Annotated in this window: 26 protein-coding genes; 14 read left to right on the forward strand and 12 right to left on the reverse strand. The window is 40.0% G+C overall.

Translation table 11 applies throughout. The features are described 5' to 3' along the window. Positions 1-27 precede the first annotated feature (27 nt). The 3 genes from menA to argS are packed head-to-tail and all read right to left on the reverse strand — an operon-like array spanning position 28 to position 3,347. Positions 28-939 carry a 1,4-dihydroxy-2-naphthoate octaprenyltransferase gene (gene menA / locus U0R10_RS02620; RefSeq protein WP_377982209.1) on the reverse strand — a complete coding sequence of 304 codons (912 nt, stop codon included), beginning with the start codon at positions 937-939 and terminating at the stop codon, positions 28-30. A gap of 2 nt (positions 940-941) precedes the next feature. After that, positions 942-1,520: a glutathione peroxidase gene (locus tag U0R10_RS02625; RefSeq protein ID WP_377982211.1), complete on the reverse strand. Its 579-nt coding sequence runs from the start codon at positions 1,518-1,520 to the stop codon at positions 942-944. A 45-nt stretch (positions 1,521-1,565) separates the two neighbouring features. Next, a complete protein-coding gene (gene argS / locus U0R10_RS02630; protein ID WP_377983005.1) occupies positions 1,566-3,347 on the reverse strand; it encodes an arginine--tRNA ligase in 1,782 nt (593 codons plus the stop codon). An 83-nt stretch (positions 3,348-3,430) separates the two neighbouring features. Between argS and U0R10_RS02635 the strand changes: the two genes are divergently transcribed. From U0R10_RS02635 to U0R10_RS02645, 3 genes are all read left to right on the forward strand, one after another. Continuing rightward, positions 3,431-3,994 (forward strand): L-threonylcarbamoyladenylate synthase, encoded by a 564-nt coding sequence (locus tag U0R10_RS02635; RefSeq protein WP_377982213.1) that lies wholly within the window; start codon positions 3,431-3,433, stop codon positions 3,992-3,994. A 2-nt stretch (positions 3,995-3,996) separates the two neighbouring features. Continuing rightward, positions 3,997-5,439 (forward strand): CCA tRNA nucleotidyltransferase, encoded by a 1,443-nt coding sequence (locus tag U0R10_RS02640; protein WP_377982215.1) that lies wholly within the window; start codon positions 3,997-3,999, stop codon positions 5,437-5,439. Positions 5,440-5,518: 79 nt separating this feature from the next. Further along, the gene (locus tag U0R10_RS02645) at positions 5,519-5,710 is read left to right on the forward strand and encodes a helix-turn-helix domain-containing protein (protein WP_377982216.1); all 192 of its coding nucleotides are present in this window, start codon (positions 5,519-5,521) and stop codon (positions 5,708-5,710) included. A 9-nt stretch (positions 5,711-5,719) separates the two neighbouring features. On the opposite strand, the gene U0R10_RS02650 is transcribed toward U0R10_RS02645, so the two are convergent. The 6 genes from U0R10_RS02650 to U0R10_RS02675 form a co-directional block, all read right to left on the reverse strand. Next, positions 5,720-5,980, reverse strand: coding sequence for a hypothetical protein (locus U0R10_RS02650; protein WP_377982218.1), 261 nt, complete (start codon positions 5,978-5,980; stop codon positions 5,720-5,722). A gap of 1 nt (position 5,981) precedes the next feature. Beyond that, positions 5,982-6,158: a hypothetical protein gene (locus tag U0R10_RS02655; protein WP_377982220.1), complete on the reverse strand. Its 177-nt coding sequence runs from the start codon at positions 6,156-6,158 to the stop codon at positions 5,982-5,984. 23 nt (positions 6,159-6,181) lie between these two features. Next, on the reverse strand, positions 6,182-6,358 hold the full coding sequence (locus tag U0R10_RS02660; RefSeq protein ID WP_377982222.1) for a hypothetical protein: 177 nt from the start codon (positions 6,356-6,358) through the stop codon (positions 6,182-6,184). 173 nt (positions 6,359-6,531) lie between these two features. Continuing rightward, a complete protein-coding gene (locus U0R10_RS02665) occupies positions 6,532-7,161 on the reverse strand; it encodes an NAD(P)H-dependent oxidoreductase (protein WP_377982224.1) in 630 nt (209 codons plus the stop codon). A gap of 69 nt (positions 7,162-7,230) precedes the next feature. Next, positions 7,231-7,797 (reverse strand): YceI family protein, encoded by a 567-nt coding sequence (locus tag U0R10_RS02670; protein ID WP_377982226.1) that lies wholly within the window; start codon positions 7,795-7,797, stop codon positions 7,231-7,233. A gap of 12 nt (positions 7,798-7,809) precedes the next feature. Further along, positions 7,810-8,274 carry a MarR family winged helix-turn-helix transcriptional regulator gene (locus U0R10_RS02675; protein WP_377982228.1) on the reverse strand — a complete coding sequence of 155 codons (465 nt, stop codon included), beginning with the start codon at positions 8,272-8,274 and terminating at the stop codon, positions 7,810-7,812. Positions 8,275-8,374: 100 nt separating this feature from the next. On the opposite strand from U0R10_RS02675, the gene U0R10_RS02680 reads away from it, so the two are divergent. Beyond that, positions 8,375-8,986 carry a Maf family protein gene (locus U0R10_RS02680; protein ID WP_377982230.1) on the forward strand — a complete coding sequence of 204 codons (612 nt, stop codon included), beginning with the start codon at positions 8,375-8,377 and terminating at the stop codon, positions 8,984-8,986. Here U0R10_RS02680 and U0R10_RS02685 read toward each other — a convergent pair. Then, positions 8,983-9,309: a HesB/IscA family protein gene (locus U0R10_RS02685; RefSeq protein WP_377982232.1), complete on the reverse strand. Its 327-nt coding sequence runs from the start codon at positions 9,307-9,309 to the stop codon at positions 8,983-8,985. The genes U0R10_RS02680 and U0R10_RS02685 overlap by 4 nt on opposite strands. Before the next feature lie 144 nt (positions 9,310-9,453). Between U0R10_RS02685 and sufC the strand changes: the two genes are divergently transcribed. From sufC to U0R10_RS02715, 6 genes are read left to right on the forward strand one after another with little or no spacing between them, the layout of a single operon-like run. Further along, the gene (gene sufC, locus U0R10_RS02690; RefSeq protein ID WP_377982234.1) at positions 9,454-10,206 is read left to right on the forward strand and encodes a Fe-S cluster assembly ATPase SufC; all 753 of its coding nucleotides are present in this window, start codon (positions 9,454-9,456) and stop codon (positions 10,204-10,206) included. Positions 10,207-10,209: 3 nt separating this feature from the next. Next, positions 10,210-11,454: a Fe-S cluster assembly protein SufD gene (sufD, locus tag U0R10_RS02695; RefSeq protein ID WP_377982236.1), complete on the forward strand. Its 1,245-nt coding sequence runs from the start codon at positions 10,210-10,212 to the stop codon at positions 11,452-11,454. Positions 11,455-11,456: 2 nt separating this feature from the next. Continuing rightward, the gene (locus tag U0R10_RS02700) at positions 11,457-12,683 is read left to right on the forward strand and encodes a cysteine desulfurase (RefSeq protein WP_377982238.1); all 1,227 of its coding nucleotides are present in this window, start codon (positions 11,457-11,459) and stop codon (positions 12,681-12,683) included. A gap of 1 nt (position 12,684) precedes the next feature. Then, on the forward strand, positions 12,685-13,107 hold the full coding sequence (locus tag U0R10_RS02705; protein ID WP_377982240.1) for a SufE family protein: 423 nt from the start codon (positions 12,685-12,687) through the stop codon (positions 13,105-13,107). 12 nt (positions 13,108-13,119) lie between these two features. Beyond that, complete coding sequence (locus tag U0R10_RS02710; protein ID WP_315576559.1) at positions 13,120-13,431, forward strand: iron-sulfur cluster assembly protein; 312 nt, start codon at positions 13,120-13,122, stop codon at positions 13,429-13,431. 31 nt (positions 13,432-13,462) lie between these two features. Then, a complete protein-coding gene (locus U0R10_RS02715) occupies positions 13,463-13,876 on the forward strand; it encodes a BrxA/BrxB family bacilliredoxin (protein WP_377982242.1) in 414 nt (137 codons plus the stop codon). Between the two features lie 69 nt (positions 13,877-13,945). Here U0R10_RS02715 and U0R10_RS02720 read toward each other — a convergent pair whose 3' ends face one another. Continuing rightward, positions 13,946-16,753 carry a M16 family metallopeptidase gene (locus U0R10_RS02720; RefSeq protein WP_377982244.1) on the reverse strand — a complete coding sequence of 936 codons (2,808 nt, stop codon included), beginning with the start codon at positions 16,751-16,753 and terminating at the stop codon, positions 13,946-13,948. 93 nt (positions 16,754-16,846) lie between these two features. Beyond that, a complete protein-coding gene (locus U0R10_RS02725) occupies positions 16,847-18,250 on the reverse strand; it encodes a tetratricopeptide repeat protein (protein ID WP_377982246.1) in 1,404 nt (467 codons plus the stop codon). Positions 18,251-18,353: 103 nt separating this feature from the next. Here U0R10_RS02725 and U0R10_RS02730 point away from each other — a divergent pair, with 103 nt between their 5' ends. The 4 genes from U0R10_RS02730 to U0R10_RS02745 all read left to right on the forward strand — a co-directional run bounded on the left by U0R10_RS02730 (position 18,354) and on the right by U0R10_RS02745 (position 20,974). Further along, complete coding sequence (locus U0R10_RS02730; protein ID WP_377982248.1) at positions 18,354-19,313, forward strand: Ppx/GppA phosphatase family protein; 960 nt, start codon at positions 18,354-18,356, stop codon at positions 19,311-19,313. 65 nt (positions 19,314-19,378) lie between these two features. Beyond that, a complete protein-coding gene (locus U0R10_RS02735; RefSeq protein ID WP_377982250.1) occupies positions 19,379-20,038 on the forward strand; it encodes a MotA/TolQ/ExbB proton channel family protein in 660 nt (219 codons plus the stop codon). Positions 20,039-20,045: 7 nt separating this feature from the next. Then, positions 20,046-20,456, forward strand: a complete 411-nt coding sequence (locus tag U0R10_RS02740) for an ExbD/TolR family protein (RefSeq protein WP_377982251.1) — start codon at positions 20,046-20,048, stop codon at positions 20,454-20,456. A 5-nt stretch (positions 20,457-20,461) separates the two neighbouring features. Continuing rightward, entirely contained in the window at positions 20,462-20,974 is a 513-nt protein-coding gene (locus tag U0R10_RS02745) for a DUF421 domain-containing protein (protein WP_377982253.1), read from the forward strand. Positions 20,975-20,980 lie beyond the last annotated feature (6 nt).

The raw sequence follows: 20,980 nt of genomic DNA on the forward strand, positions 1-20,980 counted from the left end.
ATTATTTTTTTGTAAAAATAAGGGAAATCAGCGGCTCAAGAAAACTTGTGTGAAACCAAAAACTAAAATTAGTAGTAAGGTGCGCAACGCGGTTTTCTTTAAATAGGGGTCTATTTCAGCCGGTGTCATTTTTTCGTTGAGTTCGCGGATCATTAAGATGATGGGATAATAGCCCAAGAACAAAACTAAATTCTGGTTTTTATGAACAGGTAAGGACTGAAATAAGGGATAAATGGCGAAGCAGATAACGCCTACGAACAAAAGAGCTTTTTGATAATAGAAACCAAATGTTTTTCCGATGCGTACCGGAATGGAATTCTTGCCTGATTTGCGGTCGTTTTCTAAGTCGCGTAGGTTATTTAAGTTAAGAACAGCAACAGATAAAAGTCCACATCCACTGGCTGGAAGGAGGGTAGCTAATTCGAACACATGAGTGTGTAAGAAATAGGTTCCGATGGTTCCGGTCAATCCAAAAAACAGGAATACAGACAAATCTCCAAGACCCATATACCCGTAAGGTCGTTTTCCTACGGTGTAGGCAATCGCGGCTGCGATACAGGCAAGGCCTAATCCCAAGAATCCAATCCATGTTTGGATTGAAGCGTTTTGTAGGCCAACGGCCAATAAACAAATACCGAGGATAAATGAAATAATTGCTGTGATGCGTACGGCCAACTGCATTTCGGCCTGGCTAATTTTACCAGTTTGAACGGCACGCAGAGCAACTTTGCGGTCTTGGGTATCAATCCCATTGTTGAAATCACCTAAATCATTCGCGAAGTTTGATAGAATTTGTAAGGCTAATGTTGTTAATACAGCCAAAATAGCAATCGCCCAGTGAAAAGATCCCTGAGCGAATGCTAAAAAATTACCTAATAAGATGCTAGACACAGCTAGCGGTAAGGTTCGCGGTCGAGCCGCTTCCACCCATCTATTCATTTTTATTTTTTTAACGCTTCAATAAATTCAGGGCTAGTTGGCTTAACACCCGAAGCAAAGAAATTGGCTAATTCACCTTTTTCATTGATGATGTATTTACAGAAGTTCCAGCTTGGTTCTTTTTCGTTCCAACCGTTCTGTGATTTATCTGTTAGCCATTGATATAGTTCACATTTTGCTGAACCTTTTACCACAACTTTTTCCATCATTTGGAAAGAAACGCCATAGTTTAGTTGGCAAAATGAAGCAATTTCTGAATTGCTACCTGGCTCTTGTCCGCCAAATTCATTAGCTGGGAAACCTAAAATAACTACATCTTTGTTCGCTTTGTGGAATTTCTCCCAGTCAGCATATTGTGGTGTATATCCACATTTCGATGCGGTATTTAACACGATGATTTTTTTACCTTTAAATTGACTGAAGTCAATTTCTTTGCCATCAATTCCTTTCATTTTGAATGAGTGGAAATTTTTGCCGGCAACAGCAACTGTGTTTTCTGGTCTTGATTTAGCCATGTTTTGGGTAAATGGTAAGGCTAACGCCGTTAATAGTGATCCGATTTTCATAAGGCCTACGATCATAATACTAATGATTAAAATGGTGAAAATTAGTTTTTTACGTTTCATTTACATCCGTTCTGGGACGATTACTCCTAATAACTTCGCGGCTTGCTGAATTGTTTTGCCGGTTAGCTCCACTAAAGATAAGCGAATCTTTTGTTTCGTTTCATCTTCTTCATTAATGATGCTCAATTCATTGTAAAATTTATTGAATTCCTTTGCCAAATCATACACGTATTGTGCGATGACCGAAGGAGCTAATTGCGTAGCCGCTTCTTCAATTTTCAATTTATATTGAGCAACTAAATAGACTAATTCTTTTTCGGCTGCCGCTAGGGTAATCGTTGGGCCAACTGCCCAAGTTGTGTTCAGGTTCAATTCGGTCGCTTTGCGAATAATTGATTTGATGCGGGCATGTGTATATTGGATAAATGGCCCCGTATTCCCTTGAAAATCAATGGATTCTGCCGGATTAAATAGCATGCGTTTTTTAGGATCTACTTTCAATAAGAAATATTTCAGCGCTCCCATGCCCAATTGGTTAAATAAAGCATTTGATTCTTCGTCCGAAAACCCATCTATCTTCCCAAGTTCCAAGGTGCGGTCTTTGGCCGTTTGAACCATCTCAGCCATCAGATCATCTGCATCAACAACCGTGCCTTCTCTCGACTTCATTTTTCCGCTAGGCAAGTCAACCATCCCATAGGAAAGATGGAAATTGCCTGTAGAGAATGGTTTATTCAATTTTTTAAGAATGTGGAAAAGAACTTCGAAATGATAGTCTTGTTCGTTACCAACGACATAAATAGACTGTTTAGCGCCAAAATCACCGTATTTTAACTGGGCCGTCCCCATGTCCTGAGTGATATATACGGAAGTTCCATCTTTACGCAAGACTAGTTTTTCATCCAGCCCTTCTGCTTCTAAATTAATCCAAACAGAACCGTCTGGTTTTTTATAGAATACACCTTGGTCCAGGCCTTCGTCGACCAATTGTTTTCCTAATAAATAGGTATTTGATTCGCGGTAAATTTTGTCAAAATCAACACCCATTTGCGCGTATGATTTCTCAAAACCAGCAAAAACCCACGAATTCATGCGTTCCCAGAGTGCGAGTACCTCCGGGTCTTGTTGTTCCCAAGCAAGTAACATGGCCTGCGCTTGCACTAGGATTGGAGCTTCTGCCTTTGCTTGGTCTTCTGTTTTGCCGGCTTTTTTAAGCGTTTCAATTTCTTCTTTGTAGGCTTTGTCAAAAGCTACATAATATTTACCCACCAGGTGGTCACCTTTTGTACCACTTGATTCAGGCGTTTCTCCTTGGCCAAATAATTGGTAAGCGAGCATCGACTTGCAAATATGAATACCTCGGTCATTGACCAAATTAGTTTTAATGACTTCATAGCCAGCCGCTTGCATGATTTGCGCGACGGAATATCCAAGGAAATTATTGCGTAAATGGCCTAAGTGTAAAGGCTTGTTGGTGTTAGGAGAGGAATATTCAATTAATACGGTCTCCTTTTTAGGAGCCAACTGGAACGCTTGGGTGTCCGCTAAGCTTTCCGCTAAAATTGATACCCAGGTTTCTTCTGTTAAACTTAAATTCAAGAATCCTTGAACCACTTGAAAACCACTAACCAGGTTATTATCGGTCTGCACAAATTCACCTAATTTTTGTGCGATCATGGGCGGTGCCATGCCTGCTTGTTTGGTGTAGGGAAAAACGACGAATGTGTAGGTGCCTTCAAACTCCTTCTTTGTCTCTTGTAAGCTTAGATCACTAGCTTCAATAGCGAACAATTGACGAAGGCCAAGGCAGATACTTGCACATAGGGAATTTTGAATTTGCAACATATTTAAATCAAATAGCGTGTTGATTTTGAAACCGCAAAGGTAGCCAATTACGGGTAAACATTGCTACCTTTGTGCCCATTATGCAAAATCTGTACCAAGATGCCATTGCATCGTTAAAAGCTGGAGGAGTAATTTTATATCCCACGGATACCATTTGGGGTATAGGTTGTGATGTGCGTCAAGATGCTGCGATTGAGAAAATTTGGCAAATTAAACAACGGCCCGCAGAGAAAGGATTGATTGTTCTAATATCAAAAATTGAACAATTAAGTGAGTATGTGGAGGAGGTGCCAGAAATTGCTTGGGATTTGGTTGAGTTTGCGGAGGATCCATTGACCGTTATTTATCCCAAAGGGAAAAATGTATCGAAACATTTATTGGGTCCTGATGGCTCTATTGCTATCCGGTTGCTGAAAGATGAATTTTGCAAGGGCTTGGTGTATCGGTATCAGCGGGCAATTGTTTCGACTTCGGCCAATATATCTGGGAGTCCATCTCCGATTGATTTTGCGTCAATTTCAACCGAAATAAAAGATCAGGTTGATTTTATATTACAAGCTCCTCAGGCGAAGCAAGCAGGTACTAAGCCCTCAAAAATAGTCAAATTAGGGCTTGGGGGCGAATTTTCAATGATTAGATCGTAAGTATGCAGGGATTAGCCATCATCGAGGAAGGTATATTTAAACGGATTGGACAAGCGGCAGATCGATTGAACATCGATGCGTATGTGGTAGGAGGTTATGTGAGAGACCATATATTAGGTCGGCCATGTAAGGATATCGACATTGTTTGTATTGGTTCCGGTATTGAACTCGCTGAGCAAGTTGCTCGGGAGTTTGAATTGCCTGATCACGCAGTGTCTATATTTAAGAATTTTGGTACGGCGATGTTAAAGGTAGATGATTGGGAGCTTGAGTTTGTGGGTGCCCGAAAAGAGTCCTATCAGCGCGATTCGCGCAAACCGCTCGTCATGGAAGGCACATTAGCGGATGATCAAAATCGGCGAGACTTCACCATCAATGCGTTAGCCGTTCAATTGAATGAGGCTAATTGGGGACATTTACTTGATCCATTTGGCGGTATAGCGGATATTGAGGCTAAATGCATTCGAACTCCTTTGGCGCCTGGCATTACGTTTTCGGATGATCCCTTACGGATGATGCGCGCCATTCGCTTTGCAAGTCAATTAGGCTTTGATATTTTACCGGAGACTTTTGATGCACTTCAAACGGAGAAAGATCGTTTGTCGATTATCTCTATGGAGCGCATTACGGATGAATTGAACAAGATTATTTTATGTCAAAAGCCTTCTTATGGCTTTTTGTTATTAGATGCCTGTGGGATTTTGCCACTTATTTTTCCTGAATTCATGAAATTGAAGGGGGTGGATACAGAGGATGGAAAGGGTCACAAGGATAATTTTTACCATACACTTCAAGTGTTGGATAATATTGCCTTACATACCAATGACTTGTGGTGGCGCTGGGCGGCCATCTTGCATGATATTGCGAAACCTCAAACAAAACGTTTTGTGCAGGGGAAAGGCTGGACGTTTCACGGCCATGAAGAAATGGGAGCACGTCAGGTTCCTGCGATTTTTAAGCGCTTCAAATTGCCTCTGAACGAAAAAATGAAGTTGGTGCAAAAATTAGTCCGTTTACACCTAAGACCCATTGCCCTCTCCAAAGAAGAAATTACTGATTCCGCTTTACGCCGTTTGTTGTTCGAAGCAGGGGAGGAGTTGGAGGCTTTAATGACACTTTGTAGGGCCGACATAACATCAAAAAATGGAGACAAAGTCAAACGGTATTTACGAAATTTCGATATCGTCGAGTTGAAATTGAAAGAAGTTGAAGCGAGCGATTCATTGCGAAATTTCCAGCCTGTTATTACGGGAGAGATCATTATGCACGTGTTTGATTTAGGACCGGGCAAAGAAATTGGTCAAATTAAAGTCACTATTCGCGAAGCAATTTTAGAGGGACATATCCGAAATGACTTAGCTTCAGGATGGGATTTACTTGTGCGTGAAGGTGCCAAATTAGGTTTAAGCCCTGTGGTTTCATTGGATGAGTTTCTAAATTTATAAGTCAACTGATTTTTATAATCAGTTTTTTCGCTTTGATGCCTGCTAGATTCGTGTAGATTTGTTTTTATCCAAATCGAAGATGTCCCAGCTACTCATTAACCTACGAACTTTACGGGAAGAACGCCACATTTCGCAAGAGGCCGTTGCGTTTAATTTAAAAATCACGCAAAGTACGTATGCTAAAATTGAGGCGGGAAAAACCAAATTAAGCGTAGAGAGATTGCAAGCAATTGCCGATTATTTTAAGGTGGATGTTCGGGAGTTAATGTAAGCAGCCAACTTATGAGTTGGCTGCTTGAAATTCCATCAATACCTGGTGAATTTTTTCACTCACAGATTTAATTCCTTCGGTAAGGACACTCGGTAAATCCATCGCCAACGTTTCGTGTGCCACTTCCGGCAAGATATACAGTTTCGTTATTTCGAAATGACCATTAATCGTTAATTCGATTGTTTGGTTTTTGTTTGTATGTGTTTCTGAAATCAATTGTTTTTGATGATTGATTTTAGCCTGTAGTTCACGGATCGGATCTTGATTCATCTTATTTAGCTAGTGTTTTTAATTCATCTGAAAAGGAAATCAAATCTCTAATGACGCCAATGGCCCAATTGAATCCCTCTTCAAAGCCTGATTTGAAATCAGACCACCAATTTCCTCCGGAGATTTCATGCATCTCCTGCTGACTCAATTCGAGTCTATTGAATTTTTCGAGTTCCATGTTATGTTCGATTATACGATGCGTTAAAGTGCTAAGATGACGGCCGCACCACCTATTAAATAGACAATAGCGACAACGGCTAAAACGCCACAGATTATGCCAACTACCTCCCAAAAACCTCCTGCCTCGATGTGCATTTGTTCATGCCAACTAAGTTCATAATTACTAAAATTATCTAGGGTAATCCATTCATTTTTCATTGATTTTCATGTTTAAAGGTGAATTTGATTTGCGTCGCGATGGCAGTATAAAAGTAGTGGGGTCACCTGTAAATACTCATTCAAATTATGACTTGTTCATTCTGTATTTGACTAAAAAACTGATAAAAAAAAAGGCTCCCGAAGGAGCCTTTTGAAAACGATACAACATTCGATTACATGCGAATAAATAGTTTTTCTTTGGCATAACGCACTTTTTTAGCCTTAGCCATGAAGTCTGCATCTGCATCACGTTCGCCTACTGCGAGCATTAATACAGAGTGTAAGCCTTGAGAAGCTAAATCTAATAATTCATCCAGTTTAGCCGGCATAAATCCTTCCATAGGAGTTGAATCAATCTGTAATTCAGCAGCAGCTGCCAGGGCAGTACCCATAGCTAAATAGACTTGGCGATCAGCCCAATTCGCTTGTGCTGCTGGAGTAAGTCTTAACATACTTCCTGCAATTGCACCACGGTAATCCGCTAATGCTTCCAAAGGAGCGTTACGTGTCTCCGAAACCAATTGAATAAATGAATCGATTTTTTCCTCTGTCACTTCGTTCCATGCGGCAAAAACCAATAGATGCGAAGATTCCGTTACTTGCGGTTGGCCATACGCTATCGGTTGAATCTGTGCCCGTAATTCGGGGTTCTCAATAACAAAAATGTGATAGGGCTGTAAACCAAAACCAGATGCTGAAAGGCGGATTGCATCTAATAAGCTTTCAATTTTATCGGCTGAAACCTTATTTCCATTCATGCGCTTGGCTGCATATCGCCAAGATAAATCATTAATTAAAGACATATTGTTGATTTTAAAGTAAAAAATAAGCCGAGGATTACTTCGTAACCCTCGGCTTGAAAGCGGATTGAATTACTCGCTAACTAAAGAAACAACTAATTTGAAATCATCCATGATCGCCTTGTCGCCAATTGAATCAAAGAATTTTTTCGAACCATATTGGATGTTGTAATCCGTACGGTCAATCGTGATTGATGCTTTAGCAGCTACCTTTCCTCCTTTAACTGAAATTTCAGCTGGGAAAGAAATAGATTTTGTGATCCCTTTGATTGTCAAATTTCCAGTGATTTGGTTACCTGCGATTTTAGTGATCACAAAAGTAGCCGTTGGGAATTTCTCCACTTCAAAAAAGTCTCCTGAAGAGATGTGACCGATGAACTTTTGGTTGTAGGTAGGATCTGTAATGTCTAATGCCTTGATTGTTTTCAAATCAATTGTGAAGTTACCGCCAACTAATTTGTTTCCATCTACATTCAAAGCGCCTGCAGAGATTGCTACAGTTCCGTTGTGCTTACCAGTTACTTTTTCTGCATACCAAGCGATTGAGCTAGATGCTGTGTTAACTTTTACAGGTTTTGGTGCTGCAAAAGAAGAGATGCTCATCACAAGAGCGGCTAAAACTAGGCTTATTTTTTTCATTTTATTTATTGTTTAATTGTTAGTAAATACGTGTCTAAATTCATCCAAGAGTTCATTCAATGTGTCCATTTTTTCTTGGTCAATTCTTTGGAAGTTCTTTTCCCATTCCAGTTGAATCTGATCAATCTCTTCTAATAAGGTTAGGCCAGCAGGCAAAATGATCACATCAACTGCCCGACGATCTTGTGGGCATTCTCGTCTTAGAACTAATTTCTTTTCTAAAAGTTTATCGACAAGGCGCGAAGCATTTGACATTTTGTCCAACATGCGTTCTGTGATACCTAAAACGGTTATGGGATTATTTTGTTGTCCCCGTAAAATACGGAGCACATTGTATTGTTGAGGAGTCAAGCCAAAAGGTTTTAATAAATCATGCGTTTGTTGCATCATCCAGTTGCCTGTATAGATGATATTTACAACCGCCTTGCCTGTAAGCGTATTAAATTTGCTTTGTTTTAAATCCTCCGAAATTCCCATACTTGAAATTTGATGTTGCAAAATTAAATGTAATTACATTAAATGCAAATGTTTTTAAAATTTCTTTTTAATAACGTCTGATTAAATCTTATTTTTGAACATGCATGATTCATTTAGCCTTCAACTACCTTTTATACTCGCATCAAATTCCCCACGTCGAAAAGAGATTTTGACCCAAGCAGGTTTTCAGTTCGCTGTATTGCCTTCAGATGTGGATGAGTCATTTTCTACTGATATTCCCCCGCAACAAGTTCCGGTTATGTTGGCCGAGCGAAAAGCTCAAGCGCTCATCGAAAGCTGTGGTAATTCATTAGTGCTAGCTGCGGATACGGTGGTGATATTGGAAAATGAAATTTTGAATAAGCCGGCCGACAAGCAAGAGGCGTTGCGGATGCTTCAAAAATTATCTGGAAAAACACATGAAGTAGTTACTGGAATCGCTTTGGCGAGTCCTAATGGATTGGTTACCGCGTCGGATTCTGCTTGGGTGCGTTTTCGCGAATTGGCCGACTGGGAAATGGAATGGTATGTGCGCGGAGGTGCTTCACTAGATAAAGCAGGCGCCTATGGTGTTCAAGATTTTATTGGTATGGCTGGCATTGAAAAATTAGAAGGTTCCTTCTATACCGTCATGGGATTGCCCATCTACCAGGTATATCAGTTACTCAAGCCTTTTATTCTTGAGTCAAAGCAAATGCCATTAGGAATTTAGATGGAGAAACTTTCGCCACAACCGCAGGTGCGCGAAGCATTTGGATTTTTAAATTGAAAACCTTTTCCATTTAATCCATCCGAGAAATCAAGTTCTGTTCCTGCCAAATACAAGATAGATTTTTTGTCCACCATGATTTTAACTCCCTTGTCCTCAAAAATGGCATCATTGTCCTGAGGCGCTGATGCGAAATCCAAATTGTACATTAATCCTGAACAACCACCACCCTCAACTGCTACGCGAATGTTGAAATCAGTTGTTAATCCTTCTTTTTGACGCAATTCCTTGATGCGGTCCGCTGCCAATTCTGATATCGTGATCATGTGTATCTCGTTTAAATTTCGACACAAATATAGATAAAATTTGGAATTATTTTGCCTTTATTTAGAGTGAATCTAAATAAAGTATGGTTTCGTAAAATTTATGGTTTTAATTTTGCAGTCAACTACCATTTCAAAAACAAACGTATGCTGTCAATTACGAATTTACATGCGCAAATCGGCGAGAAAGAAATTCTACGAGGAATTAATTTAGAAGTTAAAGCAGGAGAGGTTCATGCGATCATGGGTCCAAATGGATCTGGAAAGTCGACATTAGCTTCCGTACTAGCAGGTCGGGAAGATTATGAAGTTACTTCGGGTTCTGTCTCATTTTTTGGAAAAGATTTACTCGATTTAGCTCCAGAAGAACGTGCTGCTGAAGGCGTATTCTTAGCTTTTCAATATCCTGTTGAAATTCCAGGTGTTTCTACGACCAACTTTATGAAGTCGGCAGTCAATGAAATCCGTAAATATCGCGGTGAAGAACCTTTGGATGCCGTTCAGTTTTTGAAAATGTTTAAAGAGAAAATGGCTTATGTCAATATTGACCAGTCATTATTGTCTCGTTCGTTAAATGAAGGTTTTTCTGGAGGAGAGAAGAAGCGTAATGAGATTTTCCAAATGGCCGTTTTAGCACCTAAATTGGCAATTTTGGATGAAACTGACTCTGGTTTGGACATCGATGCCTTGCGTATCGTTGCCGAAGGAGTGAATAAATTAAAAAGTCCAGATAATGCCACGATTGTCGTGACACACTACCAGCGTTTATTAGATTATATCGTTCCTGATTACGTGCACGTGTTATACAAAGGACGTATTGTGAAATCAGGTACCAAAGAATTGGCACTTGAACTAGAGGAAAAAGGATACGATTGGATTATTTCAGCATTAGTAGACTAGGTTATGGCCACAGATACATTAGTAACTATTTCACTTCCGAAAGAAAAACAATCTTCATTGGATCGTTTTTTAGCTAAAGGTTTTCCAACCAACAAATGGGAAGAATGGAAATATACTTCATTGAAATCGCTGAATGATATTGAGTGGAACTGGAATACTTCAGAGCAGTCAGTTAATTCAGCCGCATTAGCATTAGAAAATACCGTTGAGATTCTAACGCAAAACGGAAAAATGACGCTATTAGGTACATTGCCTACTGGAGTTGAATATCTTGATTTTGCTAGTTTTGCTGCTCAGAATCCTGAATTTATACGGACGTTCATTGAACGCAATCCTATTTTGGATCAAAATTCATTGTATGATTTGAATGATGCATTAGCAAGTTCTCATCAAGTCATTTGGGTTAAAAAAGGAGTGAAGCTCGATAAACCAATCTTACATACCTATTTCGCCTCGGTTAGTATCGCTTCTGCGATTCAAATCAAATTATTGATTTACCTGGAAGAAGGTGCATCATTAACTTGGGTAGATGATTTAGCTTCATCGGAAGACTCAAAATCAATTTTATCGAACTATGTGCAGGAAATTTGGGTATCCAAAAATGCACATTTGACTTTTGTCAAAACACAGGATTTCGGTCTTTCCACCACGCATGTGGATCATACGTTTATCAATCAAGAGGACCAAAGTTTAGTGGACATGTTTACCTTTTCACTGAATGGAGGTTTAATTCGTAATAATTTACATTTCTATGTAGATGGCCAACAAGTCATTTCGAACTTGAATGGTTTATATGTGCCTGGCAATAATCAACTGGTGGATTCACACACGGTCGTAGATCACCGCATGCCGAATTCCGAATCGAATGAATTGTACAAAGGGGTTTTGCTCGGAAATTCAACGGGTGTGTTTAATGGAAAAATATTTGTTCGTCCTGACGCACAAAAAACAAATGCATTCCAATCATGTAAGAACGTGTTGGCTTCAGAAAAGGCAACCATGAACACCAAACCTCAATTGGAAATTTGGGCAGACGATGTTAAATGTTCCCATGGAACGACTACTGGCCAACTGAGTGATGAGGCATTGTTTTACATGCAATCCCGTGGTATTTCACAAGATGCAGCCAAGACCTTGTTAATGCTGGCTTTTGTTCAGCAAGTCATAGATAAGGTTGAGATTCCCGCATTAAAAGAATCTATTTCTAATCGTGTAGTCGCTAAAATACAACAAGCCCTTGGGGTGTAATCATGGCAGAAAAACTAGATCTTAATCTTATTCGGAAGGATTTCCCCATTTTAGACCAACAGGTCAATGGATCTCCTTTGGTCTATTTTGACAATGCGGCTACGACGCAAAAGCCACAAGTAGTGATAGATGCGTTAAATCGTTATTACACCCAGGATAATGCCAATATTCACCGAGGATTACATACGTTAGCTGAACGGGCTACGACGGGCTATGAATTAACGCGTACGAAGTTGAAAGACTTTTTACATGCGCCATCTACAGATCAAATCATATTTACTTCAGGTACAACTGCCGGAATTAATTTAGTCGCTCAGACGTATGGCCGTGCTAATTTTACCGCCGGAGATGTCATCTTAGTTTCAAATTTAGAACATCATTCCAATATCGTTCCTTGGCAAATGATTGCGCAAGAAACGGGAGCGGAGGTTCAAGTGATTCCAGTAGATGAATTAGGCGTACTCGATATGGTGGCCTATCAATCTCTTTTAACTGATCGTGTGAAGTTGGTTGCTGTAAATCACGTATCCAATGCCATCGGGACAATCAATCCGATCAAGCAAATGATCGATTGGGCACACCGAGTAGGAGCGAAGGTTTTGATTGATGGCGCGCAATCTGTTGCGCATTTTGATATTGATGTACAGGCATTGGATTTAGATTTCTTTGTGTTTTCGGCACATAAACTTTTTGGGCCAACGGGCGTAGGAGTTTTGTATGGTAAGCGTGAGCTTTTGGAAACTATGCCACCGTACCAAGGAGGAGGAGAAATGATCAAAGAGGTTAGTTTTTCAGGAACGACCTATAATGAATTACCGTACAAGTTTGAGGCTGGAACGCCTAATATTGCGGATGTTTATGCCTTCGGATTTGCTTTAGATTACCTAGCATCCTTGCCTCAAAATGCGGTCTGGGAGCAAGAAAAAGCATTGTTGGACTATGCTACTGAACAATTAAGTCAAATTGACGGTTTACGTATTGTTGGTCAAGCACATGAGAAAATCGCAGTCGTTAGTTTTGTGATTGATGGTGTGCATCCACAGGATATCGGCGTGTTGTTAGATAAATTTGGTGTGGCTATTCGAACCGGACATCATTGTGCACAGCCGTTAATGGCGCGCTATGATTTAGTCGGAACTTGCCGTGCTTCTTTTGCGTTTTACAACACCAAAGAAGAAATTGATCTATTTGTGAAGGCGCTAAAGCGCTGTTTAATGATGTTATCGTAATATGAGCATGATCAATCATACCCAAGATGAATTAATTGAAGAGTTTGGTCTTTTTGATGACTGGGCTGATAAATACGAGTATTTGATTGATTTAGGTAAAAAGCTTTTACCTATGTCGGAATCATTTAAGACAGAAGATAATGTCATTAAAGGATGCCAAAGCAAGGTTTGGTTACATGCGGAGAAACAAGGCGATCTCGTTGTTTTTCAGGCAGATTCTGAGGCGATTATCGTGAAAGGAATGATTAGCATGTTGATACGTGTTTTATCGAATCATACGCCAGAAGAAATTATTAAAGCTGATTTATATTTCATTGAACAGATTGGTATGAGTCAGCATTTGGCACAAACCAGATCAAATGGATTGGTGGCGATGGTTAAACAAATGAAGAATTACGCAGTAGCATTTAGTGCGATTGCATAAGCAGATATGAGTATGACGGAAGCAGAATTAAAAGAGGAAGTTGTCAAAGCGATCAAAACCGTCTATGACCCCGAAATACCAGTTGATGTATATGAACTCGGATTAATCTATGAAATCAAGATTTTTCCCGTGAATAATGTCTATATCCTGATGACCTTAACATCACCATCTTGTCCATCAGCGGAGAGTATTCCGGTGGATATCGAGAAAGCGGTTCGCGAAGTGGAAGGTATTGCAGAGGTTTCTGTCGAACTAACATTCGATCCGCCATATTCCCAAGATATGATGTCAGAAGTTGCCAAGTTGGAACTTGGATTTATGTAAGTGTGTTTTAAAAACTAAAAATTAGAAATATATGTATCCAGAACATTTAGTACATCCTATGCGGATGGATATCGTTGAAGGTGGATTTCAAGAGTTGAAATCAGCATCTGACGTTGTTGATACGATGGCTAAGCCAGGTACCACGTTATTATTTATCAATTCAGTTTGTGGTTGTTCAGCTTCTACTGCTCGTCCAGGAGTTAAAGCGGCGGTTTCAGCTTCGGCAAAAAAGCCAACGAATCTAGCTACTGTTTTTGCGGGTGTAGATCAAGAATCTACTCAAAAAGCACGTGAGTATACTTTGCCATATCCTCCATCATCTCCATCAATTGCCTTATTCAAGGATGGTGAGTTAGTTCACTTTGTTGAGCGTCATCACATTGAAGGTCGTTCGGCTGCTTTAATCGCGCAACATTTAGAGGGCGTTTTTGAAGAGTATTGTTAATAAAAAAAAGGAGCTTTAGGGCTCCTTTTTTGTTCATAAAGAGCCGTTCATTGAACGGCTCTTTATGTTTTATTGCTTTGGTGCTCCACCCACAGCTCCTGATTCAGAAGGTGTGTTCTTTGCTTTTTCTGCCATTTTCTTAGCAGCTCCTTCATAGTCACCGGCTTTGATGAATGACATTTTTGTCAAGTCAATCGTCTTACGGATAGCCTCTGTGATTTGTTCTGAAGTTAAGTTCTTGACTTTGTTTTCCAAGTCTTCAGACCACTTCATGTTTCTATTTAGGTAAATATTCGAGTTCAAAGTTCCTACTAACGCATTGTCTTGTGAACGCGTAACTTGCTTCGATTGCAACCATGATTTCTTCGCTTCATCGATTTCCTTCTGGGTGAATCCTTCTTTCAGCGCTTTTTCGATTTCCTCTTTAAATGCAGCTTCTAACTTCGCTACATTTTCAGGAGCATAAATAGCATAACCGATAAATGCACCGGATTGATCAAGTGGACTCGCAACAAATTGCGAACCTACACCATAGGATAAACCATCTTTTTGACGAATACGATTCATTAAGCGTGAACTCAATCCACTACCGCCACCTAACATGTAATTACTTAATTCCATGGCAGCATAATTCGGATCAGAATCATTCATCTTGAGCGGTTGGTAAGCTAAGAAAAACGCATTTGCTTTATCTGGTGTTTCAATTGATTTTACCTGACCCATACCATCTTTGAATTTATCTTCAATGCGTTTGTAAGGCTTAGGTGATTTCCAATCAGCAAATTCAGTCTTGATTAAGGCCTTTACAGCAGCTTCATCAAAATCGCCTACTACGGAGAACGTTGCGTTTGAAGCACCATAGAATCCTTTATAGAAAGCAATAGCTTCTTCTAACTTCGCGTTTGAATAACGTTCAGTTTGCTCAGCCATAGTTGGCTGGTAACGCACATCATTTTTCGCATAATGTCCTGATCTCCATTGTCCTAACACTTCGGATGCTTTTGCTTGAGGATCACTTTTCTGAGCTTCGATTTGCGTTAAATTTTCTTGCTTCAACTTCTCAAACTCATCAGCAGGGAACACAGGTTGCTTTAAAGCCTCCGCTACTAATTGCATGGCTGGAATCAAATTCTCACGTGTAGTCTCGATAGAAACGTTCGCTTGGAAAGGTGAGCCTGAAATAGAAACACGTGCCTTTAGTTTATCCAATTCATCTTGGAACTGTTGACGTGTGTGTTTCGCTGTTCCTTTTGTCAACATGTCCGAAGCTAAGTCAGCGGCAGTTGAAGTTCCCAATAACGATTTTTCATCTCCAAAACGTAGGGTCATACGTGCATATACAGAGTTTCCACGTGTTTTCTTTGGTAATAATGCCAATGAAATACCTGCGATTTTCTCCGTTTTTGTACGAGAGTCAATGTTGCTTGGTGATGGGTCAAATGCTTCTCCTTCCGCAACTGCAGCTTTTCCTTTAAAGTCCTTTAGAACCTCTGCAACATCTTTTGCTTCAGGAATTTCTGCGCGATCTGGTTTATCCGTAGGATAGAAAATTCCCGACGTACGATTTGCTGATTTGAAATACTTCGCTGCGACACGTTGGATATCAGCGGCAGTAACTTTTTCTAATTGATTACGTGTATGGAATAATAATCTCCAATCTCCCTGAGCAATATACTCAGATAGACCTACACCCACACGTTGTGCATTATTCAACAACAATTCAATGTTCTTAATGCCTTTTGTTTTGATACGATCAACCTCTTCTTGAGTTGGTGCTTTTTTCGCGAACTGCTCAATCGTCTCAATCATGATGTTTTTGACAGAATCAACCGACTTGCTTTTTAAAACCTCAGCACCGAAATATACCAAACCAGGCTCTTTTAACTGAAAAGTAAAGCCAGATTGGCTTGATGCTTTCTTCGTGTCAATTAAAGCTTTGTACAAACGTCCTGATGGAGCATCTGTTAATAGGTCAACTAACACATCACAAGCTATAAAGTCAGGATGTAAACCAGATGGAATGTGATATGCCATACCTACTTGTTGGACATCACCCACGCGACGCAATGTAACTTCACGCTCTCCATCTTGTGTAGGTTCAGCTGTGAAAGTTGGCGTTAAAACACGCTCTGGACGTGGAATTACTCCAAATTTCTCATTGATTAATTTCAATGTTTTTACCGGGTCAAATTTACCAGCTACTAATAATACCGCATTGTCTGGTTGGTAATACTTGCGGTAATATGCCTGTAAATTCTCGATAGGCACTTTTTCAATATCAGAGCGAGCTCCAATCGTCGAGTTACCGTAGTTATGCCATAAGAAAGCTGTTGAAACAATACGCTCCATCAAGACACTTCCTGGATCATTTTCGCCACTTTCAAATTCGTTACGAACTACAGTCATTTCTGTCTCTAATTCACTTTTTGAAATACGGGAATTGATCATACGATCAGCCTCCATATCCAATGCCCAATCTAGATTTTCGTCTGTGGATGCAAATGTTTCGAAGTAATTGGTTCGATCTAACCAGGTTGTGCCATTAAATTGAGCTCCATGATCGGAGATTTCTTTGGCAACTTCTTTGTGTTTTTCTTTTGTGCCCTTGAACACCATGTGTTCCAATAAGTGGGACATTCCTGTTTCACCATATCCTTCGTGGCGAGAACCCACTAAGTAGGTGATGTTAACCGTAATGGTTTGCTTGGAAGGGTCTGGAAATAATAAAACTTTGAGGCCATTGGCCAATTTGTATTCTGTGATTCCTTCAGCAGAAGTCACTTTTTCAGGGATAGGTAGCGATTTCGCTTTTTGTTGCGCAAATGCAGCACCTTGAAGTAGGAGGATCGCAAGACCCGTGTAAAACAATTTTTTCATTTTGTTAAATTTGAATAAGAAGCGAATTTACCAAAGCATTTCGTATCTCGAAAGTGATTTGGATGAGTGGTTAATTTCCTGTTCGGAAGGGTTTTATTTTTTGTACTGTTGGATTAACTTAAAAATAGCTTTTTGTGTTTCCAGATTAGGGAAATAATCAAAAATAAGCACGTGCTTATCATAATCTAAGACTAAACCTGTTTCTAAAAAATGGAAAGCTTCCTTGAATTGACCGGCTTTAATTAGAAAAATGGCCGATCGGTAGTATAATTCAGCCTCTTCCGGTAGTTCATCGATGGCCGACAACATGATATCGGCAGATTTCTCAAAATCCTCCAAATCATAATGCAACTGCGCCCATTTTACCCACGTGGGTGCAAAAAAGGAATCTAATTCAAGTGATTTTTGGTAGGCTTCATCTGCGGAGATTGTGTTGCCAAGGTAGGCTTCTACATCCGCTAAACCTGTCCAATAAAGTGGATTTACCTCATTGAGCTTAATTGCTTTCTTCAAGAAATGTAGCGACTCAAACCACTTATCTAATTCCGTCAAGCATACAGCTAATCCATAATATCCTTCATCCCAAAGTGGGTCAATTTTGACAGATTCTTTGTAAAAGGTTAGTGCTTCATCAAATTGACGCTGACGTTCTAAACTGGCCCCAAGGCAGCAATATAACTCTGGATTTGGGTCATCGTGTTGTAAGCATAGGCGGTAGGCCTCTTCGGCTTTGGCATATTCTTGCAGATTCATGAAGGTATTACCCAAGTTGAAGAGCGAAGACCCGAAGGTAGGTTCGATGGCCAATGAATATTCATAGGCATCAATGGCTTTTTCGTATTGTTTAAGCTTGGAATAGGCAATTCCTAAATTGTACCAAGCCGTAAATGAGAATGGATCAATGTCGATGAATTGCTTATAAAAGGGGATACTTTCTTCGATTTTGCCAATTTCATCTAGTGCGTTAGCAAGCTCCACCAGTGCACTTTCGTTCTCTGGGTTGAATTCCAATGCCTTTTTAAACATGTCTACCGCTTCACGCGGTTTAGGCCAATTCAGGTAACATAAGCCAATGCGAAAATACACTTCGTCTTTTTCCTCTGTCGCTTCAATGACGTTTAGAAATTGTTCAATCGCTGCTTCATGTTGTTTCAGTTGGCTTAGTAAGGAACCTTTAACCAATTTAAGATCGGTGTCATTCGGGAATAATAGAATGGAATTTTCGATTAATTCCATGGCTTCCTCCGTGCGTTCGAGTTCCCCTAAGATTTGAGCTTTGAGGACTATGAGTTCTAAAGTATACGGGAAATGCAAAAGTCCAAGATCACATGCCTTGAGTCCTTCTTCGAAACGCGATTGTATGAAATAATGGTCCGCAATTTGCTCTAAAGTGTCCAGATCAAAGAATGAATTCTCTTCTTGCGCGAGCATTTTTTCAAACCTTTTTAGCGAAGATTGAATGTCTTCTCTGTTATCGTCGTATTCTGGATCAAGCATAAAGGACTGGCAAGTGGTTTGAAGCGAAATTACTTCCAATTTATTATTTATTTCTCAAGAATAAACGCGCAATAGGCCTAAATTTGTTCAAAAAAATAAATAGATGGCCTACACGCGTGCAGGGATTGATTTAGGAACAAACACCTTTCAGTTGTTGGTGGCTTCTTGTACGCAAGCCGATGCGCCCATGCAGATACTAACTAACCTGCAGCGCCCCGTTCAATTGGGTAAAGGGGCCATGGAAGCTGGAGTCATTCAGTCGGAAGCGGTGGATCGAGCCCAAATTGTTTTAACGGAATTTATCGAGATAGCGGCAACGCACGGTTGTGCAGCTCATGAAATAACGGCTTTGGCAACGAGTATTTTACGCAATGCTACGAATGGGGCGGAAATAATGTCAGCATGGCAGCGCTCTTTTGGAATTCAGGTTGAACTAATTTCCGGATTACGTGAGGCGGATTTGATTTTTGAAGGGGTATTTCAATCATTGCCACAACCTTGGGAGCGTCCCACTTTATTGATGGATATTGGAGGTGGAAGTGTCGAGTTTATTTTATTTCAAGGAGCTGAGGTTCATTTCAAAACGAGTTTAGAGTTGGGTGGATTAAAATTAAGGTCCTTGTTTAATAAGGAGGATTATTTTGACTTATCTATTAGAGAGGCTTGCATAGCTTATATAGATGAACATTTGCAGCCTTTATTTGCTGCATGTGCGGTGCAGGTACCTCAGGTACTTGTGGGTGCTGCAGGGGCATTCGAAACGATGTGGGATATTGAATATGCATTAAAAGGTGGAGTTGCTCATAAACAAGCCCGCGCCTTAGATATACCGTGTTTTTATGAGGTTAAGCAAGAAATAGAATGTCTGGTTCCAGATGAGCGGGTACTTTATCCAGGTATGCGCGAGTTCCGTGCAGGAATTTTTCCGTATGCTAATTTGTTGGTAGACCGGGTGTTGACTCATTTTGGGATGGAAGAAATGTGGATGTCAACAAACAGCCTGAAGGAGGGTTTTTGGTTTAGCCAACGGGATGAGGCGATAAAAAAGGGGAATATTTTTTGAAAAGTACAATAATATTGACCATCTTTAAGTTAATTATTTAACATTAAAAATTTCAACAAAGCTATATGTCTTCTCCATTGAATTTAATTTTGCAAGTCGAAGAATTTACAGTGCTAAGTTTATTAGAAAAAGGGGGATACGTGATGTATCCTATTTTGTTCTTGTTCACTGCAGCGCTGTTTTTGTTTATTGAGCGTTATTTGTATATCCGCAAGACCTCTCGAATCGACGAGAATTTCCTTCACAACATCAACGAATTATTGTTGGCCGGTAACATTCAAGGAGCCATTACTTATTGTAAAAATTCCAAATTCCCGATTGCTAATTTATTAGAGCGTGGTTTAGGTCGTTTAGGATCTCCGATTCGTGAGATTGAAGGGGCGATTGAGAATAAAGCGAAGCTTGAGATTTACAATATGGAAAAGAACTTAGGTATCTTGAGTTCGATTGCACGTATTGCTCCGATGTTTGGATTTTTGGGTACGGTAACGGGTATGATTCGCACATTCCATAATATTTCAACGTCAAATAAAATCGAAATTTCAACGATTGCTTCTGGTATCTACGAGAAGATGGTGACGTCAGCATCAGGTTTAATTGTGGGTATCATTGCTTATGTGATGTATACGCTTTTGACGACGATGATCGATCGTTCGATTAACAAGATGGAGATTGTGGCGATGGACTTTATTGACTTGTTGCACAAGCCAGCGAATAAAAAATAATTGACTTATGAATTTTAGAAAGCGCGAAAGAGAAGCATCGGAGGTTGAAACAGGCGCATTAGCTGATATTTTGTTTTTCCTCTTAATGTTTTTCCTGATGATATCGACGTTGGCTTCACCAGATGCTATTCGTCTGTTATTGCCAAAGGCTGACTCAACGAAAGTGACTCCTCCGGTGGTGGAATCTATTCGAGTTTCGGTAGATGCCAATAATAACTTTTTTATTGATGGAAGTGATCAGCCATATGTGTTAGACCAAGTGGATGCACAATTGAAAGAAATTTTGAAGACGAAGAAAGCGAACTCATTGATTATTTCAATCGACAAATCGCGTTCCGTGCAAGATTTAACTGATGTATATGATTTAGCAGCTAAAAATAACTTGTCTATGGTTATGGCTGCAGAAAAGAAAAAATAGAAACTATGGGTGGCTTTGGAATCATTGCCCTCAAATCAATAGCCGTCTACGTGTTCATCGTGGCGGCTATTCGACTTTTTGGGAAAAAGGAATTTGCGCAATTGTCTGTCGTGGACTTGGTATTTATTCTACTGATTTCTAATTCAGTTCAAAATGCGATGGTGGGAGATGATACCACGCTAGTAGGTGGCTTGATTGCTGCATTAGCTTTGTTTGCGGTTAATTTTACCTTTAAAAAGATTGAACACCGATTTCCCAGTGTGGGTCGAGTAATAGAAGGTGAACCCATTTTGTTGGTGTATCAAGGAAAAATTCAGGCCGCAGGAATGAAAAAGGCCGACTTAACAGCGGATCAACTAAATGCTTCTATCCGGGAGCATGGGATAGAGGACTTGAATTTGGTGGATTTAGCTATGTTTGAGATTGATGGAAATATTTCTGTGATATCGGGAAATTATCAGAAAGTTTCGAAAAGATTACGGAAAGGACATCGCGTACTTAGGGGAAATACCGTCTAAACTAGT

It is taken from the genome of Aquirufa avitistagni, assembly GCF_042715545.1.
Lineage (GTDB): Bacteria > Bacteroidota > Bacteroidia > Cytophagales > Spirosomataceae > Aquirufa > Aquirufa avitistagni.

What these genes read in the sequence shown, in the direction of transcription:
- U0R10_RS02740 (WP_377982251.1), top strand. Translation starts at nt 20,046, where the DNA reads ATGAATTTTAGAAAGCGCGAAAGAGAAGCATCGGAGGTTGAAACAGGC.
- U0R10_RS02635 (WP_377982213.1), top strand. Translation starts at nt 3,431, where the DNA reads ATGCAAAATCTGTACCAAGATGCCATTGCATCGTTAAAAGCTGGAGGA.
- U0R10_RS02700 (WP_377982238.1), top strand. Translation starts at nt 11,457, where the DNA reads ATGGCAGAAAAACTAGATCTTAATCTTATTCGGAAGGATTTCCCCATT.
- U0R10_RS02665 (WP_377982224.1), bottom strand. Translation starts at nt 7,161, where the DNA reads ATGTCTTTAATTAATGATTTATCTTGGCGATATGCAGCCAAGCGCATG.
- U0R10_RS02705 (WP_377982240.1), top strand. Translation starts at nt 12,685, where the DNA reads ATGAGCATGATCAATCATACCCAAGATGAATTAATTGAAGAGTTTGGT.
- U0R10_RS02625 (WP_377982211.1), bottom strand. Translation starts at nt 1,520, where the DNA reads ATGATCGTAGGCCTTATGAAAATCGGATCACTATTAACGGCGTTAGCC.
- menA (WP_377982209.1), bottom strand. Translation starts at nt 939, where the DNA reads ATGAATAGATGGGTGGAAGCGGCTCGACCGCGAACCTTACCGCTAGCT.
- U0R10_RS02640 (WP_377982215.1), top strand. Translation starts at nt 3,997, where the DNA reads ATGCAGGGATTAGCCATCATCGAGGAAGGTATATTTAAACGGATTGGA.
- U0R10_RS02655 (WP_377982220.1), bottom strand. Translation starts at nt 6,158, where the DNA reads ATGGAACTCGAAAAATTCAATAGACTCGAATTGAGTCAGCAGGAGATG.
- U0R10_RS02645 (WP_377982216.1), top strand. Translation starts at nt 5,519, where the DNA reads ATGTCCCAGCTACTCATTAACCTACGAACTTTACGGGAAGAACGCCAC.
- U0R10_RS02670 (WP_377982226.1), bottom strand. Translation starts at nt 7,797, where the DNA reads ATGAAAAAAATAAGCCTAGTTTTAGCCGCTCTTGTGATGAGCATCTCT.
- U0R10_RS02675 (WP_377982228.1), bottom strand. Translation starts at nt 8,274, where the DNA reads ATGGGAATTTCGGAGGATTTAAAACAAAGCAAATTTAATACGCTTACA.
- U0R10_RS02710 (WP_315576559.1), top strand. Translation starts at nt 13,120, where the DNA reads ATGACGGAAGCAGAATTAAAAGAGGAAGTTGTCAAAGCGATCAAAACC.
- U0R10_RS02685 (WP_377982232.1), bottom strand. Translation starts at nt 9,309, where the DNA reads ATGATCACGATATCAGAATTGGCAGCGGACCGCATCAAGGAATTGCGT.
- U0R10_RS02735 (WP_377982250.1), top strand. Translation starts at nt 19,379, where the DNA reads ATGTCTTCTCCATTGAATTTAATTTTGCAAGTCGAAGAATTTACAGTG.
- U0R10_RS02730 (WP_377982248.1), top strand. Translation starts at nt 18,354, where the DNA reads ATGGCCTACACGCGTGCAGGGATTGATTTAGGAACAAACACCTTTCAG.
- U0R10_RS02660 (WP_377982222.1), bottom strand. Translation starts at nt 6,358, where the DNA reads ATGAAAAATGAATGGATTACCCTAGATAATTTTAGTAATTATGAACTT.
- U0R10_RS02725 (WP_377982246.1), bottom strand. Translation starts at nt 18,250, where the DNA reads ATGCTTGATCCAGAATACGACGATAACAGAGAAGACATTCAATCTTCG.
- U0R10_RS02715 (WP_377982242.1), top strand. Translation starts at nt 13,463, where the DNA reads ATGTATCCAGAACATTTAGTACATCCTATGCGGATGGATATCGTTGAA.
- sufD (WP_377982236.1), top strand. Translation starts at nt 10,210, where the DNA reads ATGGCCACAGATACATTAGTAACTATTTCACTTCCGAAAGAAAAACAA.
- U0R10_RS02720 (WP_377982244.1), bottom strand. Translation starts at nt 16,753, where the DNA reads ATGAAAAAATTGTTTTACACGGGTCTTGCGATCCTCCTACTTCAAGGT.
- U0R10_RS02680 (WP_377982230.1), top strand. Translation starts at nt 8,375, where the DNA reads ATGCATGATTCATTTAGCCTTCAACTACCTTTTATACTCGCATCAAAT.
- U0R10_RS02745 (WP_377982253.1), top strand. Translation starts at nt 20,462, where the DNA reads ATGGGTGGCTTTGGAATCATTGCCCTCAAATCAATAGCCGTCTACGTG.
- sufC (WP_377982234.1), top strand. Translation starts at nt 9,454, where the DNA reads ATGCTGTCAATTACGAATTTACATGCGCAAATCGGCGAGAAAGAAATT.
- U0R10_RS02650 (WP_377982218.1), bottom strand. Translation starts at nt 5,980, where the DNA reads ATGAATCAAGATCCGATCCGTGAACTACAGGCTAAAATCAATCATCAA.